21 protein-coding genes are annotated in these 17318 nt (G+C 60.7%); 10 read left to right on the top strand and 11 right to left on the bottom strand.

Annotated elements, in window-relative coordinates; genetic code table 11:
• Positions 1 to 195: 195 nt before the first annotated feature.
• The 7 genes from ACS3QZ_RS10265 to ACS3QZ_RS10235 form a co-directional block, all read right to left on the bottom strand.
• Entirely contained in the window at positions 196 to 852 is a 657-nt protein-coding gene (locus ACS3QZ_RS10265) for an OmpA family protein (protein WP_093090734.1), read from the bottom strand.
• An 11-nt stretch (positions 853 to 863) separates the two neighbouring features.
• Positions 864 to 2273, bottom strand: coding sequence for a type II and III secretion system protein family protein (locus tag ACS3QZ_RS10260; RefSeq protein WP_093092514.1), 1410 nt, complete (start codon positions 2271 to 2273; stop codon positions 864 to 866).
• A 191-nt stretch (positions 2274 to 2464) separates the two neighbouring features.
• A complete protein-coding gene (cpaB, locus tag ACS3QZ_RS10255; protein WP_093090732.1) occupies positions 2465 to 3322 on the bottom strand; it encodes a Flp pilus assembly protein CpaB in 858 nt (285 codons plus the stop codon).
• Between the two features lie 147 nt (positions 3323 to 3469).
• Positions 3470 to 3649 (bottom strand): Flp family type IVb pilin, encoded by a 180-nt coding sequence (locus ACS3QZ_RS10250; protein WP_456037738.1) that lies wholly within the window; start codon positions 3647 to 3649, stop codon positions 3470 to 3472.
• Between the two features lie 176 nt (positions 3650 to 3825).
• Positions 3826 to 4014: a hypothetical protein gene (locus ACS3QZ_RS10245; protein WP_093090728.1), complete on the bottom strand. Its 189-nt coding sequence runs from the start codon at positions 4012 to 4014 to the stop codon at positions 3826 to 3828.
• A gap of 272 nt (positions 4015 to 4286) precedes the next feature.
• Positions 4287 to 4475, bottom strand: coding sequence for a hypothetical protein (locus tag ACS3QZ_RS10240; RefSeq protein WP_093090728.1), 189 nt, complete (start codon positions 4473 to 4475; stop codon positions 4287 to 4289).
• Between the two features lie 291 nt (positions 4476 to 4766).
• Positions 4767 to 4955 (bottom strand): hypothetical protein, encoded by a 189-nt coding sequence (locus tag ACS3QZ_RS10235; protein ID WP_093090728.1) that lies wholly within the window; start codon positions 4953 to 4955, stop codon positions 4767 to 4769.
• Between the two features lie 367 nt (positions 4956 to 5322).
• Here ACS3QZ_RS10235 and ACS3QZ_RS10230 point away from each other — a divergent pair, with 367 nt between their 5' ends.
• Positions 5323 to 6135 (top strand): lytic transglycosylase domain-containing protein, encoded by an 813-nt coding sequence (locus tag ACS3QZ_RS10230; protein WP_456037737.1) that lies wholly within the window; start codon positions 5323 to 5325, stop codon positions 6133 to 6135.
• Between the two features lie 81 nt (positions 6136 to 6216).
• Here ACS3QZ_RS10230 and ACS3QZ_RS10225 read toward each other — a convergent pair whose 3' ends face one another.
• Together ACS3QZ_RS10225 and ACS3QZ_RS10220 are read right to left on the bottom strand one after the other, a co-directional pair.
• Complete coding sequence (locus tag ACS3QZ_RS10225) at positions 6217 to 7590, bottom strand: L-serine ammonia-lyase (protein WP_456037736.1); 1374 nt, start codon at positions 7588 to 7590, stop codon at positions 6217 to 6219.
• A gap of 338 nt (positions 7591 to 7928) precedes the next feature.
• Positions 7929 to 8378: a hypothetical protein gene (locus ACS3QZ_RS10220; RefSeq protein ID WP_456037735.1), complete on the bottom strand. Its 450-nt coding sequence runs from the start codon at positions 8376 to 8378 to the stop codon at positions 7929 to 7931.
• A 75-nt stretch (positions 8379 to 8453) separates the two neighbouring features.
• Between ACS3QZ_RS10220 and ACS3QZ_RS10215 the strand changes: the two genes are divergently transcribed.
• The 7 genes from ACS3QZ_RS10215 to ACS3QZ_RS10185 all read left to right on the top strand — a co-directional run bounded on the left by ACS3QZ_RS10215 (position 8454) and on the right by ACS3QZ_RS10185 (position 15085).
• Entirely contained in the window at positions 8454 to 8888 is a 435-nt protein-coding gene (locus tag ACS3QZ_RS10215; RefSeq protein ID WP_093092510.1) for a MarR family winged helix-turn-helix transcriptional regulator, read from the top strand.
• A 100-nt stretch (positions 8889 to 8988) separates the two neighbouring features.
• Positions 8989 to 9777 carry a ribose-5-phosphate isomerase RpiA gene (gene rpiA / locus ACS3QZ_RS10210; protein WP_456037734.1) on the top strand — a complete coding sequence of 263 codons (789 nt, stop codon included), beginning with the start codon at positions 8989 to 8991 and terminating at the stop codon, positions 9775 to 9777.
• Positions 9778 to 9792: 15 nt separating this feature from the next.
• Positions 9793 to 11148, top strand: a complete 1356-nt coding sequence (gene gor / locus ACS3QZ_RS10205; RefSeq protein ID WP_456037733.1) for a glutathione-disulfide reductase — start codon at positions 9793 to 9795, stop codon at positions 11146 to 11148.
• A 77-nt stretch (positions 11149 to 11225) separates the two neighbouring features.
• On the top strand, positions 11226 to 12359 hold the full coding sequence (gene hflK / locus ACS3QZ_RS10200) for an FtsH protease activity modulator HflK (protein ID WP_456037732.1): 1134 nt from the start codon (positions 11226 to 11228) through the stop codon (positions 12357 to 12359).
• Between the two features lies 1 nt (position 12360).
• Positions 12361 to 13233 (top strand): protease modulator HflC, encoded by an 873-nt coding sequence (hflC, locus tag ACS3QZ_RS10195; protein WP_456037731.1) that lies wholly within the window; start codon positions 12361 to 12363, stop codon positions 13231 to 13233.
• Positions 13230 to 13427: a DUF2065 domain-containing protein gene (locus ACS3QZ_RS10190; protein ID WP_456037730.1), complete on the top strand. Its 198-nt coding sequence runs from the start codon at positions 13230 to 13232 to the stop codon at positions 13425 to 13427. The genes hflC and ACS3QZ_RS10190 overlap by 4 nt, the downstream gene beginning before the upstream one ends.
• 242 nt (positions 13428 to 13669) lie before the next feature.
• Complete coding sequence (locus ACS3QZ_RS10185; protein ID WP_456039328.1) at positions 13670 to 15085, top strand: DegQ family serine endoprotease; 1416 nt, start codon at positions 13670 to 13672, stop codon at positions 15083 to 15085.
• Positions 15086 to 15153: 68 nt separating this feature from the next.
• Here the strand turns inward: ACS3QZ_RS10185 and ACS3QZ_RS10180 are convergent, their stop codons facing one another.
• Positions 15154 to 15696, bottom strand: coding sequence for a peptidoglycan-binding domain-containing protein (locus ACS3QZ_RS10180; RefSeq protein ID WP_093090714.1), 543 nt, complete (start codon positions 15694 to 15696; stop codon positions 15154 to 15156).
• A 59-nt stretch (positions 15697 to 15755) separates the two neighbouring features.
• Positions 15756 to 16127 carry an OB-fold nucleic acid binding domain-containing protein gene (locus tag ACS3QZ_RS10175; protein WP_093090712.1) on the bottom strand — a complete coding sequence of 124 codons (372 nt, stop codon included), beginning with the start codon at positions 16125 to 16127 and terminating at the stop codon, positions 15756 to 15758.
• A gap of 129 nt (positions 16128 to 16256) precedes the next feature.
• On the opposite strand from ACS3QZ_RS10175, the gene ACS3QZ_RS10170 reads away from it, so the two are divergent.
• Both ACS3QZ_RS10170 and ACS3QZ_RS10165 read left to right on the top strand, forming a co-directional pair.
• Positions 16257 to 16580: a 2Fe-2S iron-sulfur cluster-binding protein gene (locus tag ACS3QZ_RS10170; protein ID WP_093090710.1), complete on the top strand. Its 324-nt coding sequence runs from the start codon at positions 16257 to 16259 to the stop codon at positions 16578 to 16580.
• Positions 16580 to 17314: an FG-GAP repeat domain-containing protein gene (locus ACS3QZ_RS10165; RefSeq protein WP_456037729.1), complete on the top strand. Its 735-nt coding sequence runs from the start codon at positions 16580 to 16582 to the stop codon at positions 17312 to 17314. Before ACS3QZ_RS10170 ends, ACS3QZ_RS10165 begins: the two co-directional genes overlap by 1 nt.
• The last annotated feature ends 4 nt before the right edge of the window (positions 17315 to 17318 follow it).

Below are 17318 nucleotides of genomic sequence, written 5' to 3'. Positions count from 1 at the left end.
GAGGGAACCGACTCGTGTCGGCACACTGGTCCCATGCAAGTGAAATTCGCTGGCAAGTTGGGCAACATTGGGGCCAAAAAACCGAAATTGTGCGGAATTATGCGACGATAGCGGAAAAGTTGCCCGATCGTTTCCGCAACAAAAAAGGACCGGCCACGGGGGCCGGTCCTTTGTATTTGTTGTTGGTTTGAACGCTTAGTCGCTGGTTTCACCCGTTGCAGACAGACCGGACAATTGTGTGCGGTAGGTCGCGCTTGCGGTATACTCGCGCGCGATGATCTGGGCGTATTTCCCATCCAGCACGGTCGGGTGCCGTTCGACAAAGCCGGTCACTTCGGTGACGGTGCGGCGATTGCGACGTTCACGGCCCTGGGAGACGATCAGCGGCTGGGTCTTGCCAAGCGATACGACGGCCTCGAGACGATCACGACCGATGCCCTGTGATGCCAAGTAGCTGACCACGGCGCGGGCGCGACGCATGCCGAGCGACTTGTTGTAGCCATGGCTGCCGACGGCATCGGTGTGCCCGTAGACCTTGAAGCGCACTTCGGGGAATTGAAGGATCCACGATGCCTGCTGGCGCAGCGTCGTGCGGGCGGCCTCGTCAAGTTGGGCGCTGTCGAAGTCGAAATTGATCGTTGTGTCCACTTCTTCCGCGAAACGGTTGGCGAGGCTCAGAACATATTGCTTGTCGCCGTTCTGAATGCCGACGTTGTTCATGGTGGCATAGCCGAAATTGCCTGAGTCCACGACTGAGCCGGCTTCGCGGAACCACGAAGGTACGTAGTCACCGTCGCCATCCGAACAGGCTGCCAGGGCAAACAGAGCGAGGGTAGCGAGTTTCTTCCACATCTTCCTGCTCCTCAATCCATCACATAGCCGTAAGAGCCAGAGAAGTCCTGTTTGGCCACTTCGCTCGCCGGGCCCTTCTTGGGCTTGCGCCGCTTGGCGTCATCGGCGACATGGCCAAACAGGAACAGGTCCTGCTCTGTCGGGGGTTTCACACGATCCGTCGGCAGGGCCAGCGCCTCGCCACGGGTGGGGGTTACGAGATGGGCGGTGACGATGATGACCAGTTCGGACTGGTTGCGCTGGTAATCTGCGCTGCGGAACAGGGCGCCCAGTACGGGGATGTCCCCAAGCCAGGGCACCTGCGCATTGTTGTCCAGAAAGTCGTCCATCAGCAACCCGGCAATGGCAAAGCTCTCGCCGTCGCGCAGTTCAACCGTGGTCGAGGTTTCGCGCCGTTTGAAAGCGTTGATCGTCAGGGTTCCGTCCGAATAGCTGTTGGTGCTGTCCACCGAGGAGACGGCAGCGGCCATCTCGAGATTGATCAGGTCGCTGTCGACGACGCGTGGCACGAAATTCAGCTCGACACCGAAGGGTTTGAATTCCACGGTGATCGCTCCGTTTTCCTGGGCCACCGGGACGGGGTATTCGCCACCGGCAAGGAACTTGGCCTCTTGCCCGGACAAGGCCGTCAGGTTGGGTTCTGCGAGGGTGCGGACAACGCCTTTGTTTTCAAGGGCTTCCAGGAGGATGCCCACTTCGAACGCACCGACGCCGAACTGAAACGCCATGGCGCCGACGGTGCCTTCCTGCGTTGCAATGGGGTTGCCAAGCCCATTGTCACCGGACAGCCATGTGCCGGTCTCAACGCCGACGCCTTCGCCACCGAGGGCGAAGGAGGAACTGAGCGACTTGGACACGGAGCGCTGCATTTCCGCGAAACGGACCTTGAGCATGACTTGTTGCACGCCGCCGACCACCATCAGGTTAGAGACGCGTTCCGGTGAGTAGCGCTGTGCCAGTTCCATGGCGCGATCGAGCTTCTGGATCGAGGACACGGTCCCCGAAAGCACGATGCCGTCATTGGCGGTACGGACTTCGATTTTCTCGCCGGGCAGGATCTGCCGCAGGCGTTCCTTGAACTCGGTAATGTCCGGCGCGACGCTGACTTCGACATTGGTGATCAGCTTGCCCGCCGCATCCAGCAGCGTGAGCGTTGTCATGCCCGGCGATTTGCCCAGAACATAGATCGTGCGATCCGACAGCGACGAGATATCGGCGATGGCCGGGTTGGCGATCGACAATTCCGCAAAGGGAACATCGCTTTCGACGACCACGGCGCGGTTCATCGGAACCCCGAGTGTCGAAGAGGTGCCACTGCGGACCACCCGCAGAGTTTCGGCCAACGACGGCCCCACAAAAACAGGTAAGATACCAAGTGCCGCACCCAAAAGGGCCGCACCCAAGATTTTTCGATATGTCATGTGACCTGCCTCTCGATCACGCCTCAGTTCGTGGATCTTTTGTCCACATTTCCTTGCACTGTGCGCCAGTTTGCGAATTTTTGCAAGAATCAATGGTTTCGTGGCCATTTTGCATGTGGACGCCGTGCCACAGCTGGATATGGCGAAAGGGCGCCCGGAATGCGGGCGCCCTTGTTTGGAAAGGAATTTGATCAGTTCGTGCACGGGATCGGGATCTGGATGATCTCGGAGCCTTTGCGGGTCTTGATGGTGCAGACCTGCTTGCTTTCGACATGCTGCACCACTTCTTCCTGTTCGGCCTCGATCCCGAGAAGGGCGCGCTGGTCCACCTCGATGGCAGAGGCAACCGTGTCATCCTCGGCGCCGACCAGCGACAGGGACAGGCGGCCCGTGGATTGAGCCTGGGCCAGAGCGGCGACCTGCTGGGGAGATGCGGCCACGGTGACGGTGCGTGCAATGGTGCCGGTGTCGACCTCTTCGTTGGTTGTCTGGTCAATCGCGATCAGCGAGACATTCGCTTCGATCAGTTTGGTGAAGTCACCGCGAGAGTCGTTCATGTCACCGGCTCGGCCTGTCCAGTAGACATCGACGCGGTCGCCGGGACGCAGGAAGCCGGAGACACCGCTGGATACGTCAACCTTGATGGCAAAGGCTCGTTGGCCGCGCTGAAGACGCGAAACGATGCCAGCTTCTTCACCGGGCTTGGTCAGCTTGGCCGCAATCAGGACTTCGCCTTTTTCCATGGCACGCAGGACAACCCGCTTGCTGTTGTCGCCTTTGGGGAAAAGTTCGTCCACAGTCACGAACATGCCCTCGGGCATGGCGGCCTTGGGCCATTTGACCCGGCGCACGTCATCCTTGACGAGGGTTTCTCCGTATTTCAGCGATCGGGCGACGATGAACCCGTCGACCAGTTCGATGGTCTGGCGTTCCGCGCGTTCCTTGGCCAGGGCGGCCTGGTAACCTTCGATATAGTTCTGGGCCATGTAGACCGCGACTCCTGCAAGTCCCAGGCCGACAAGGAGAACGACTGCAAAAATAGCACGCATGTCTCTTACCTCGTTTTCCGTCTTGTACAGCGGCGGATCAGACCGCAGCTGGGATTTCTATCGCCTCACATTGACGGGTGAATGTGGCGATTTGAGGGTTGCTTGGAGCATCTTTCATGGCCTTGGCCATGTTTTTGGCGTACCGGATCAATAGCTGGCCCGGTCATTGATGAAGGCACCGGTATCGCGCGCCGATTGCTTGGCGCTTTCCCCAAGCGTGCTCATGATGGCCAGCAGGAAGCCGACCATGGCGGCGGTCAGCACGACCCACTCTACCGAGATCGCCCCGTTTTCATTCGCGCGAAAGCGCAACAGAAACCGTTTCATACAGGAACCCTCACGTTTATCGGATGTCGGGAAAGCCTCATGCGGCGTGCATGAATGAACAAGGACCTGGGCAGCATCCGGTGTCGCAGGCGCGTGCAGATGGTGCGCCTTGCAAAAAAAAGGGGCCGACACGCAAGGTGTACCGGCCCCTTTTCGTTGATCTGGCGGGCTGAGGATTAGTCAGCGGCCAGGGTGTTCTCAACGGCGATGCGGTCAGCAGCTGCACCGGCCAGCGTCTTGGTGTTGCTTTCGATGGTGGTGTAGGCAGCAACGGCCAGGCCAACAACGGCTGCGGTCAGCACAACCCAGTCAACAGTCACGGCACCGTTTTCGTCTTTGCGGAAGTTCTTGATGAACTTGATCATGGTATGTCCCTCCAAAGGATCAGATTTGGTTTCAGTCGACCTTGCCGGGATGATCAGACGTCTCTCTCAATGGCCTGTCCGACTTGGTATGAGAGATTTATCGCGGGGGAATGCGGCGGGATTTGGGCCGCAATAGAACCTTTCTGGTTCTTTTCAGCGGTTGTTGCGTGTCCGAAGACCCGAAGGTGGAGCATGTGTGCAGTTGTCCCAACCGCAAAGAAAAGGGCCGCGCCCGAAGCGCGGCCCTTCTTAAAACTCGACTGGGCTGAGGATTAGTCAGCGGCCAGGGTGTTCTCGACGGCGATCCGGTCAGCAGCCGCACCGGCCAGCGTCTTGGTGTTGCTTTCGATGGTGGTGTAAGCAGCAACGGCCAGGCCAACAACGGCTGCGGTCAGCACAACCCAGTCAACAGTCACGGCACCGTTTTCGTCTTTGCGGAAGTTCTTGATGAACTTGATCATGGTATGTCCCTCCAAAGGATCAGATTTGGTTTACAGTCGACCTTGCCGGGGTGATCAGACGTCTCTCTCAGTGATCTGTCCGACTTGGTATGAAAGACTTATCGCGGCGGAATGCGGCGGGATTTGGGCTGTAATCGTGCGAATCTGGTGCAATTCAAAGGAAGTTGCATGGCTTTTGATGAAAACCCCTCATGCGCGAGTAGCCCATTTTTGTCGTTGCGATATGCACATCACATGAAAAAGGGCCGCGCCCGAAGCGCGGCCCTTCTGAAAACTCGACTGGGCTGAGGATTAGTCAGCGGCCAGGGTGTTCTCAACGGCGATGCGGTCAGCAGCTGCACCGGCCAGCGTCTTGGTGTTGCTTTCGATGGTGGTGTAGGCAGCAACGGCCAGGCCAACAACGGCTGCGGTCAGCACAACCCAGTCAACAGTCACGGCACCGTTTTCGTCTTTGCGGAAGTTCTTGATGAACTTGATCATGGTATGTCCCTCCAAAGGATCAGATTTGGTTTCAGTCGACCTTGCCGGGATGATCAGACGTCTCTCTCAATGGCCTGTCCGACTTGGTATGAGAGATTTATTGCGGGGGAATGGGGCGGGATTTGGGCGCAAGTGGCACCATTTTCGCGCCCCGTCATTTTGTTAGGGAAATCTTAGCAACTATATGAATTGGCTGGATAAATGGTTAATGGAAAGTGCGCAGATCGTTTGTTTTGCATTATTCTCAGGGTGGTCTGTGGGGCACAATCGGCCAAAAACGCTGCTGGAATCGACCTGCAGGCTGGTTTTGACGCGCGCCATTTGCAAGACTTGAGACGGAGCAGAAAAACATACAGGCGCATATTCAATGAAATGGCGCAGATATTTCGCGATGGCCCTTGTCGTGGCAGGGCTGGCTTGGCCGGTTGCGGCCGAGTCGCCGCCGCCTTTTCCGGATTTCAAGGCAAAGCGGGTCAAACCGCCCAAACCGGGGCAGACAAAAAGGATCACGGTTCAGATCGAACCGCAGGTGGCGGCTGTTGCTGTGCCGGGTACACAGAACGTGGCCGCGGCGACCCCGGCCGTGGCCGGGCAACGTTATGGTTGGTTCTGGGATGGGGTTTCTCCTCAGATTGATGCCTCCGGGCCGGGACGGCTGGAACCGGCTTTGGTGAAACTGTCCAATCCCCCGATGGGGGCGGGTGTTGCGGCGCCACGCTTGTCGGATTTAAGCAGCATCGTAGAGGCGCATGGTATCGAGATATTGAAGGCAACGGTCGGTACCAAGGTTTCGCCCGCCTTGGTACTTGCCGTGATCGCGGTGGAATCCAGCGGGCGCGGGGACGCCGTGAGCGGCGCGGGGGCGCAGGGGCTGATGCAGCTGATGCCGGCGACGGCGGAGCGATTTGGCGTGACGGACGCAATGGACACCCCCCAGAACATTCAGGGGGGCGTGCGGTTTCTCGACTACCTGATGGAGCATTTCGAACGCGATCCGATCCTCGTGCTGGCCGGGTATAATGCCGGGGAGAATGCGGTGCGCAGCCATGGCGGCGTGCCGCCCTATGCCGAGACCCGTGATTACGTGCCCAAGGTGCTGGCCGCGTTCAACGTGGCCCGGGCCATGTGCCTTACGCCACCGCAACTGGTGACGGATGGCTGTGTTTTCGCAATGCGATAGGGTTTGGGGGGCGCTGCCCCCTCTTGCGCCAAGGGCGCAATTCACCCCCGGGGTATTTCTGGAAAAAGAAAGAGCGGGGCGTCAGCAGTTGGGAACGTTGACGGCGAGTCCACCCAGCGAGGTTTCCTTGTATTTCTCGTGCATGTCCGCCCCGGTCTGACGCATGGTTTCGATGACCGCATCCAGTGGTACGAAATGGGTTCCGTCGCCCCGCAAGGCAAGGCTGGCGGCGGAGACGGCCTTGATCGCGCCCAGCCCGTTGCGTTCGATACAAGGCACCTGCACCAACCCCTTGACCGGGTCGCAAGTCATGCCGAGATGGTGTTCCAGGGCGATTTCAGCGGCATTTTCGACCTGTTCGGGCGTGCCGCCCATGACGGCGCAGAGACCGGCGGCGGCCATGGCCGAAGCGGAACCGACCTCGGCCTGGCAGCCGGCTTCTGCGCCCGAGATCGACGCGTTGAATTTGACGAGGCCGCCAATCGCGGCGGCGGTGAGCAGGAATTCATCGATGCGCGAGGCCGTGGCACCGGGCACGTGGTCGAGCCAGTAACGGATCACGGCCGGCAATACCCCGGCGGCACCGTTGGTGGGGGCGGTGACGACCTGTCCACCGGCGGCGTTCTCCTCGTTTACCGCCATGGCATAGGCGCTCATCCAGTCGTTGATCGTGTGGGGCGCATTGAGGTTCATGCCGCGTTCGGCCTGAAGCGCGTCATGGATGGATTTGGCGCGGCGTTTGACGCCCAGCCCACCGGGCAGGGTTCCGTCGGTGGTCAGGCCGCGTTCGATACAGTCATTCATGACTTGCCATAGGCGGGCGCACCCTTTGGCGAGGCTCTCGGTGCAGCCGCGCGAAATCTCGTTGGCCTTTTTCATCTCGGCAATGGATTTGCCCGAGATCTGGGCCATCTCCAGCATTTCTGCAGCCGATTTGAAGGGGTAGGGAACCGGGGCGCCTTCGTCGGTGTCCTTACCGGCGGCGAGTTCGGCTTCGGTCATCACGAAGCCGCCGCCGATGGAATAGTAGGTTTCCTGCAGGATCACGTCGCCCTGGGCATCGGTGGCCATGAGGATCATGCCATTGGCGTGGCCGGGCAGGTTGGGGCCGAAATCGAACCTCAGATCGTCCTGCGGGTTGAAATGCAGGGCGGGCAGGCTCTCGGGGTGGACTGTGTGGGTTGCCTTGATCTGCGCCAGAGTGATTTCGGCCTTGTCGTGATCGTAGCTGTCAGGCTGGAACCCGGCGAGGCCAAGAATGGTGGCCCGGTCGGTGGCGTGGCCGACGCCGGTAAAGGCCAGCGAGCCATGCAGAGAAGCGCGAAGACCGTGGAAATCAAAGGGGGACGCGCGCATGGTGTCAAGAAAACGGGCGGCGGCGACCATGGGGCCCATGGTGTGCGAGGAGGAGGGGCCAACGCCCACTTTGAACATGTCGAAGACAGAGAGGAACATGCGCGCGTCCGATTCTGAGATGTTTTCAGAAGGGATAACGCAGGCAATGACAGGCTGGCAGCCTCAAAGCGACGCTTGCCGCCGAAAACGCGCAAAACGCGGCTGTTCAATGAGATTAACGAGAGGCTGCGGCGGCGGCGCGGGTGCGGGGCGAATCGGTGGCGGAGATCAGGTAAACCAGGCGACAGAGGCGAAAATCGCGATCGGTATCACGTCGGTATTGCGTCGGTATTACGTCGGTACGGTGTGCCATGACAGCCATGGTAAACACCGCGCGCGATGATCCTGTTAACCAAGGCGCAGCCCTTTGCGGGCTGCGCGCATTCGAGCAAGGCGGTTCAGGCGGCGGTCCGTTTCAGGCGACGTGCGCGCAGCGCGAGCCCGTCCTTCATGTTGCGGATCAGAAGGGTGATGTTGGTTGCCCCGGCAACGAGTTCCACGCCTTGCACGAGGTAGAAAGCCGTATCGAACTGGTGGGACTGGGCCCGCAAAGCGAGAAAGACCGCGCTGGGCAGGAGGATCAGAAGGCCATTCGCGGCGATGATCTTCATGCGGCGTTGCTTGGCCGCAACCTGGGGCAGACGCCAGCCCTTGCCGAGCATCGCGCCGGTGGCGCCTGCGGTCGCCATGGCCGGAATCAGCACGATCATGCCGTAGAGAACCGCAGTCTTTACCCAGATGATCATGTCTTTGTTGCCAGAGACTTCGGAGATCACCGTGCCGGTCCAGAATGTCGAAATCGTGAGCAGGGCAAGCGCGCCCGAGATGGCGTGGAGTCTGAGTTTCATGGTAACCCCTCTAAAACATAGCATGCTATGCGAAATAGGGTTGAATAGCGTGCTATGCAAGTGTTTTTTGGGGCAATGACCTTCGAAACGGGAAACTCGGCCGGATTTCTGGCCAATCACATGGCGCGATTGTTTGCCGCCGGGCTGGCCCGGCGCATCCAGCCGCTTGGGCTGGCGCCGGCGCAGTTCATGGTGCTGCTCGTGCTATGGGATGGTGACGGGTTGACCCAGCGGGACCTGGTGGAGCGGCTGGATGTCGAACAGGCGACAATGGCAAACACGCTTGCGCGGATGGAGCGGGACGGGCTGATTACACGTCAGCCCAGTCCCACGGACAAGCGCGCGCGGATCGTGCGCCTGACGGACAAGGCGCGCGCTCTGGAGGGGGACGCGAAGGCGGCGGCACAGGCGCAGAACAACGCGGCCTTGTCAGGTTTGAGTGCGGCCGAGGCTGATCAGCTGGTCGACCTGATGCGCCGGGTTGTGGGCACAATGCAGAGGCGGGCATGAGAGCGCATGGAAAGGCCGGTGTGCGGCAGGCTGAATTGGCGCTCGCACCTGCGGCGCTTCTTTTCTATAACCTTTACAAAACAAATCAGGGAGTCGCGCCATGACCGGAGAATTGTCGCCCATCGACAAGGCCAAATTCGTCGCCGCAAAGCGGGCCACGGATTATGTCGAGGATGGTATGCGCGTCGGGCTGGGCACGGGATCGACCGCCGCGTGGATGGTGCGATGCCTGGGTGAGATGGTCCGGGAACAGGGGTTGCGTATCAAGGGCGTGCCGACATCGACCCGCACTGCGCAGCTGGCGCAGGATGTGGGGATCGAGGTGGTGAGCCTTGATGCGGCCAAGTGGCTTGACGTGACGATCGACGGTGCGGACGAGTTCGACGGCAATCTGAACCTGATCAAGGGTGGTGGCGGCGCGCTGTTGCAGGAAAAGATCGTGGCCACGGCAAGCGACCAGATGATCGTGATTGCTGATGTCGGCAAGGAAGTGGAAACGCTGGGCGCGTTCCCCTTGCCGGTCGAGGTGGTGCCGTTTGGATGGCAGACCACACAGGCGCTGATCGAGGAAACGCTGGTAAGCATGGACGTGCTGGGGCGCAATTCGACATTGCGGATGAACGGCGCGGCGCCGTTCATGACCGATGAAGGCAATCACATCCTTGATTTGCACCTGAAGCGGATCGGGGATGCGCGTCAGCTGGCAATGGTGCTCAACCAGATGCCGGGTGTGGTTGAAAACGGGCTGTTCATAGATATCTGTGACGCGGTTGTAGTCGGTTTTGGGGATGGGCGCGTCGAGGTGCGCGACATCAACGCCGGGACGATCGAAGAGGCGATGCTGGACTTCGCCGAAACCGATAATCTTTTCACGGATCTCGTGGACTAGGGAAAACGACGATACATGTCTTTTGATTATGATCTGTTTGTCATCGGCGGTGGTTCCGGTGGTGTAAGGGCTGCGCGCGTTGCGGCAGCCGAAGGTGTCAAGGTCGCGTTGGCCGAGGAAGACCGATATGGCGGCACTTGCGTGATCCGGGGCTGTGTGCCGAAGAAACTGATGGTATTTGCCAGTGAATACTCAGGTATGGTCGAAGATGCCGCGGCCTATGGCTGGGATATCAAGCCGGGGCCGTTCAGCTGGGACCACTTCAAGGGCAAGCTGCATGCCGAGTTGGATCGGCTGGAGGGGGTTTATCGCAAGCTGTTGGCAAACAGCGGGGTCGAGACCTTTGATCAGCGCGCCAAGCTGGTGGATGCGCATACGGTGGAGCTGTCCGATGGGACGCAGAAAAGCGCCAAGCATATCCTGTTGGCGATGGGCGGGCGGCCTGTGTTGCCCGAGATGCCGGGGATCGAGCTGGCGATCACGTCGAACGACATTTTCCACCTCGAAAAGCTGCCCGAGGACATGTTGATCATTGGCGGGGGCTATATCGCCTGCGAATTTGCCGGGATCATGCATGGTCTGGGCGTGAAAACGACACAGTATTATCGCGGCGCGCAGATCCTGCGGGGCTTTGACGATGAGGCGCGGGGACTGATCTGTGAAGAGATGTGCCAGCGCGGGATCGACGTGCATCTTGGCACCAATATCCTGTCGATGGAGAAAGACGGCGACAAGATCCGGGTGAAGGCGACGAACGGCACCGAGCGTCTGTTTGATCAGGTGATGTTTGCCACGGGGCGCGCGCCCAATACCGAAGGCATGGGGCTTGCGGAGATCGGCGTTCAGATCGGGCGCAAGGGCGAAGTGGTTGTCGACGAATACAGCCAGACGGCGGTGCCGTCGGTCTTTGCCGTGGGCGATGTCACCGACCGGGTGAACCTGACGCCGGTGGCGATCCGCGAGGGCATGGCCTTTGTGGAGACCGTGTTCAAGGGCAACCCGACGCCGGTGGATCACGAACTGATCCCGACCGCGATCTTCACCCAGCCTGAAATGGGCACGGTCGGGCTTTCGGAAGAAGAAGCTGCGGAGCAGGAGCCGATCGAGGTGTATGCCACTAGTTTCAAACCGATGCAGCAGAGCTTTGCGGGGCGCGCCGAAAGGGTGCTGATGAAGCTGATCGTGAGCAAGGCAACGCGCAAGGTTCTGGGCTGTCATATCGTGGCGCCGGGGGCGGGCGAGATGATCCAGCTTGCCGGGATCGCCGTAAAAATGGGTGCGACCAAGGAAGATTTTGACCGGACGGTTGCGGTGCACCCGACCATGTCGGAAGAGATCGTGACGATGAAAACGCCGGTGCGCAGCGCGTAAATCGGCTTGAAATTTGCGGCACAGCCCTCAGGTTAAGGGCAGCGCCGAAGACGGATGTAGGAAAGGGATGAACCTTTATGGCAGGTAATAGCGGCGGCCCCTGGGGAGGGGGCGGCAATCAGGGCGGCGGAAATCGCGGCAATAACGGCGACGGGCGACGCCCGCCCGAGGGTGGCGGCGACGGGCCGCAGATCCCGGATATTGATGACCTGATGAAAAAGGGTCAGGACCAGCTGCGCGTGCTCATGGGCGGGCGTGGCGGCGGCGGTGGTCGCTCGGGGGGCAATGGCCCGGCGGGCGGTGGCGGCCCCAAGCTGACCAAAGGCACGATCGGGATCGGGATTGCCGTGGCGGGTGTTTTCTGGGCGCTGGCGAGTTTCTATTCCGTGAAGCCCGAAGAACAGTCGGTCGAGCTGTTCCTTGGTGAATATTACGCGACGGGCAATCCGGGCCTGAACTTTGCGCCCTGGCCGCTTGTCACGGCCGAGGTTGTCCCGGTTACGAACGAACAGACCGAAGATATTCCGGCAAGTTCGCGCTCGACTGACGGTCTGATGCTGACCGGTGACGAAAACATCGTGGATATTGATTTCCAGGTGGTTTGGAACATCTCGGACCCGGCGCAGTACCTGTTCAACCTGCGCGACCCGCGAGACACGATCCGCGCCGTGTCGGAATCGGCGATGCGTGAGATTATCGCGCAGTCGGAACTGGCGCCGATCCTCAACCGGGACCGGGGTATCATCGCGGACCGTCTGCAAGAGCTGATCCAGCAGACGCTCGACACTTATAACTCGGGGGTGAACGTCGTTCGGATCAACTTTGACGGTGCCGATCCGCCCGAGCCTGTAAAAGACGCCTTCCGCGAAGTGCAGTCGGCGTCTCAGGAGCGTGACCGCTTGCAGAAACAGGCCGATGCCTATGCCAACCGGGTGCTTGCCGGGGCGCGGGGTGAAGCCGCTCAGGTTCTGGAAGAAGCCGAAGGGTATCGTGCACGGGTCGTGAACGAAGCCGAAGGTGAAGCGAGCCGGTTCTCGGCCGTGCTTCAGGAATACCGTAAGGCGCCGGACGTGACGCGCAAGCGTCTTTATCTGGAGACCATGGAAGAAGTGTTGGGTGGTATCGACAAGGTGATCATTGATCAGGATTCGTCGGAACAGGGTGTGGTGCCTTACCTGCCGCTGAATGAACTCAAGAAGGGGAGCAACTGATATGCGTAAGACGACTTATCTGCTGCCCGTGCTGGTGATCATCGTCGCTGCGGCGCTGTCATCAGTGTTCATCGTGGACGAACGTGAAAAGGCGCTGGTTCTGCAGTTCGGCCGGGTTGTGACCGTCAAGGAAGATCCCGGTATCGCGTTCAAGGTGCCGCTCATTCAGGACGTGGTCAAATATGACGACCGTATCCTGAGCCGTGAAGTTGGCCCGCTGGAAGTCACGCCGCTGGACGATCGTCGTCTGGTCGTGGACGCCTTTGCCCGCTATCGGATCGCGGATGTGAAACAGTTCCGACAGGCGGTTGGTACCGGTGGTATCGAGCTGGCGGAACGGCGTCTGGACAACATCCTGCGGTCGCAGACCCGTGAGGTTCTTGGTTCCGTTCGCTCGGATTCGGTGCTGTCTTCGGATCGTGTGTCGTTGATGAACCGCATCCGGGATGCGGCCATCACCGAGGCGCGGGGCCTTGGCCTTGAGGTGATCGACGTGCGTCTGAAACGCACCGACCTGCCGCAGGCCAACCTTGAGGCGACCTTTGCACGGATGCGTGCAGAGCGGGAACGGGAAGCCGCCGACGAGATCGCGCGTGGTGAAGAAGCCGCGCAGCGGGTGCGTGCGCAGGCCGACCGGACCGTGGTCGAGCTTGTGTCGGATGCAAACCGTCAGAGCGAGATCATCCGAGGTGAAGCCGATGCCCGGCGCAACGCCATTTTCGCCGATGCCTTTGGCGCGGACCCGGAATTCTTTGAATTCTACCGTTCGCTGAATGCCTATCGCGCGGCTTTGGGCGGGGACAACTCGTCGATGGTGATGTCGCCCGACAGCGAGTTCTTCAACTACCTGAAGAGCGACAAGGGCCGCGAATGATCGGCACCGCGCTTTTGGCCATTGGCCTTGTGTTGATTGTGGAGGGGCTGGTCTATGTACTGGCCCCTTCGCTTGTTGAAGACCTGCTTGCCGCGCTGCGCAGCCTGCCCGAAGGCCAGCGGCGCACACTGGGGCTGATGGCGCTTGTGCTGGGGCTGGTCTTTGTCTGGGTGGCCAAGACGCTGGGCGCGTGAGCGATCCGGCGCGCATTTCTTTGCAGGAATCTGCATTATGGGCGTAATCTTACCGAAAAATTCACGAGTCACTCACGCGGATTTGTGACAAAGCGATAGGTGTGCTGTTGTACTTGCAACGGTAAGAACACATTTTTCAGCCTGACGAACCGGCGGGGCCGGTTCCTAGGACCAAAACAGAATAGGGGGAACCTGACGTGAAATCTCAGGCGATTGCAGTGGACCGCCACCCTTGGGCCCAGATGCGGCTTTTGTGGCTGGCGTTTCTGACCGGCATGCTGGTGCTGGCACAGGCACTCACGGCACAGGCGCGGCCCGAGAGCTTTGCCGATCTGGCGGAGAAGTTCAGCCCGGCCGTGGTCAATATCACCACATCGACCGTGGTGGCCGGGCGGACCGGGCCGCAGGGTATCGTTCCCGAAGGCTCGCCCTTCGAGGACTTTTTCCGCGAATTCCAGGACCGCCAGGGTAATGGTGATCGTCCGCGCCGCACTTCGGCGCTTGGGTCCGGCTTCGTGATTTCGGAAGACGGATACGTGGTGACGAACAACCACGTGATCGAGGGCGCGGATGAGATCCTGATCGAGTTCTACTCGGGCGAGGAACTGCCTGCGAAGGTGATCGGCACCGACAAGAACACGGATATTGCTCTGCTCAAGGTCGAATCCGACAAGCCTTTGCCGTTTGTTTCCTTTGGCGACAGCGACACAGCCCGCGTAGGGGATTGGGTGATTGCCATGGGCAACCCGCTGGGGCAGGGATTTTCGGTTTCGGCCGGAATCGTGTCGGCCCGCAACCGGGCGCTGTCGGGCAGCTATGACGACTACATCCAGACCGACGCCGCGATCAACCGGGGCAACTCGGGTGGGCCATTGTTCAACATGGACGGCGAGGTTGTCGGTGTGAACACCGCGATCCTGTCGCCCAACGGCGGGTCGATCGGGATCGGTTTCTCGATGGCGTCGAACGTTGTCAAGAAAGTGGTCGCCCAACTCCAGGAGTTTGGGGAGACCCGTCGCGGCTGGCTGGGTGTGCGCATCCAGAACGTGAGCGAAGACATGGTCGAAGCGATCGAAGGTCTGGAAACCGCATCGGGCGCGATGGTCACGGATGTGCCAGAAGGGCCAGCGAAAGAAGCGGGCATGGAAGCGGGTGACGTGATCCTGAGTTTTGATGGCGCGGACGTGGAAGACGTGCGTGGGCTGGTCAAGCAGGTGGGCAACACCGATGTGGGCACGACCGTGCGCGTGGTTGTCCTGCGGGACGGCAAGACCCAGACGCTCAAGGTGACTTTGGGCCGTCGTGAAGAGGCTGAAGCTGTGCCGGCGAGCCAGCCCGTGCCGCAGGGCGAGCCGCAGGAGAAAGAAATCCTCGGCCTGACCGTAGCACCGCTGACCGATGCGCTGCGCGGTGAACTGGGCATTGATGACGGGACGACCGGGCTTGTTGTCGGGGCGGTGGACGAGGCGTCGAAAGCCTATGAAAAGGGCCTGCGCGCCGGGGATGTCCTGACCGAGGCGAGCCAGCAGAAGTTGCTGACCATCTCGGATCTGGAAGACCGGATTGCCGAGGCCAAGGAAGCGGGGCGCAAGTCTCTGTTGCTTCTGGTGCGTCGTGGGGGAGAGCCGCGTTTCGTGGCACTGAGCCTGGAAGAGTAACGTCGCACGCATGACGCGAGATCAAAAAAGCCCCGGCCTCTGGTCGGGGCTTTGTTCTATGTCGGGGCTTATTCCTCGCGCGGAACCGCCACCAAGCCCAGCCGCCGGGCGCTTTCCTGCGAGAGGGCCGCGCTGTCGAGCCCACCCGCTTTCTGATAGCGGCGGATGGCGGCACGGGTACGGGCGTCGGGCTGACCGGTGATGGGGCCATAGAACAGGCCACGCGCCTGCAGGGCGCGTTGCAAGGAGGCGGTGAATTCCTCGGTCCAGACCTCGGGGCAGGGGGTTTCGAACCAGGTTTCGCGGCGCTCCTTGACGATACGTTGCTGGGTTTCCGTGCGGAAAATGGCCGGGCTGAGCACAGTGCCGTCGTCCAGCACTTCGGCGGGTTGCACGATGATCTGTTCGGTGACGGTTTCGACCACGGCCGGGGTCACGTCGCGGCCCCAGCAGCTTCCGGGGCGCGCATTGGGCGGCGCGCCTGCGTCTTCGGCGCGGACAATCTCGGGTTCGGCCAGCGCAGCGATATAGGGCACGTCCGCAATCTGCTCCTGGCAGGCGGCGAGAACCGCCAGCGCGATGGCCGGGAGAAGGGCGGATCGGGGGGGCATGCTCGGGCCTCTTGATTTGCTGTGCCCTTTCTAGCCGGTTTTTGTGCATCTCAAAAGGGTCAGGGTGTGTTCCCGCTCAGAAGTCTGTCGAGCATGGGCGAGATATCCTCGATCCGTTCGGCAATCACATGGGTGACGTTGTTTTCACGCTGAAGCTGCCCGGTGACGCGCAGCATCCGCCCGGCGATCACCGCGCGGCGGAATTGTTCATAGCGCTTGCGCCAGACAATGATGTTCACCACGCCGGTTTCGTCTTCGAGCGTGAGGAAGATCACGCCCTTGGCGGTGCCCGGACGCTGGCGCAGAATCACCAGTCCGGCCACGGTGATGCGGGCACCGTTGGGCGGCTCGACAAGGCGGTCGGCGGTCAGCGCCGAAGGGGGGCGGGGCCAGTTGTCATAAGGGGCGCGGGAGGGGGAAATGGTCAACATGAGAACAAATATAGAACATTTGGATTTTGTCGCAAGGTTGTTCCCGCGATGTCGCAAAAGGGACTGGCAGCGCGGGGCGTGCATGACTAGGTACAGGCGGACGTCAAATGAGAAGGGGAGCCCGAGGGCATGGCAAAGATCACCTATGTCGAGCATAACGGAACCGAGCACACGGTCGAAGTGGCCAACGGTCTGACCGTGATGGAAGGCGCGCGCGACAACAATATTCCGGGCATTGAGGCCGATTGTGGCGGCGCCTGTGCCTGTTCGACCTGCCATGTTTACGTGCATCCTGATTGGGCGGATAAACTGCCTGCCAAGGATGACATGGAAGAGGACATGCTGGACTTTGCCTATGAACCCGATCCGGCCCGCTCGCGCCTGACCTGTCAGATCAAGGTGACGGACGCGCTGGACGGGCTGGTCGTGCAGATGCCTGAAAAGCAGATCTGATGCGGCGCGCGCTCGCCGTTCTGATACTGGCGCTGGCAGTTCCTGCCGTTGCGCTGGCGGGAAGCGATCGCGAAATTCTGTCGGCGCGCTATGACGCGCCGACCACCCGCTATGCCCATGGCGTGCTTGGGGATGCCGTGGAGTGGGGTGCACTGGTCCTTAAGGTGGATACCTGTCCGGCCTGTGCACTGTTGAAGGCCAAGACCATCAGAATTACCCTGCCGGACACGCGGGTGTTCGAGGACCTGGAGCCGCGCCTTGTGGATGTGGACAATGATGGGCGCCCGGAAGTGATCGTGGTCGAAAGCGATGTTCGCCTGGGCGCGGCATTGGCTGTTTATGATGAATCCGGAAAAATCGCCCAGACCCCGCATATCGGGCGCACCAACCGCTGGCTTGCGCCTTTGGGGGCGGCGGACCTGGACGGGGACGGCAAGATCGAGCTGGCCTATATCGACCGCCCGCATCTGGCCAAGACACTGCGCATCTGGCGGTTTGACGGCGGCAAGCTGGTGCACTTGGCCGACAAGCCGGGGCTGACCAATCACAAGATCGGTGAAGATTTTATCTCGGGCGGTATCCGCGACTGCGGCACGGGACCCGAGATCGTGACGGCCAGCGGCGACTGGGCGCGGGTGATGGTGACGACGTATCGCGGCAGCAAGGTCGCCAGCCGCGATGCAGGCCCGTTCAAAGGGTCAAAGAGCCTGTCCGACGCGGTGGCCTGCAAATAAGCCT

It is taken from the genome of Shimia sp. W99 (assembly GCF_053851455.3).
Note: the sequence above shows the minus strand (reverse complement) of the source record. Positions and strands in the feature narration are given on the sequence as shown.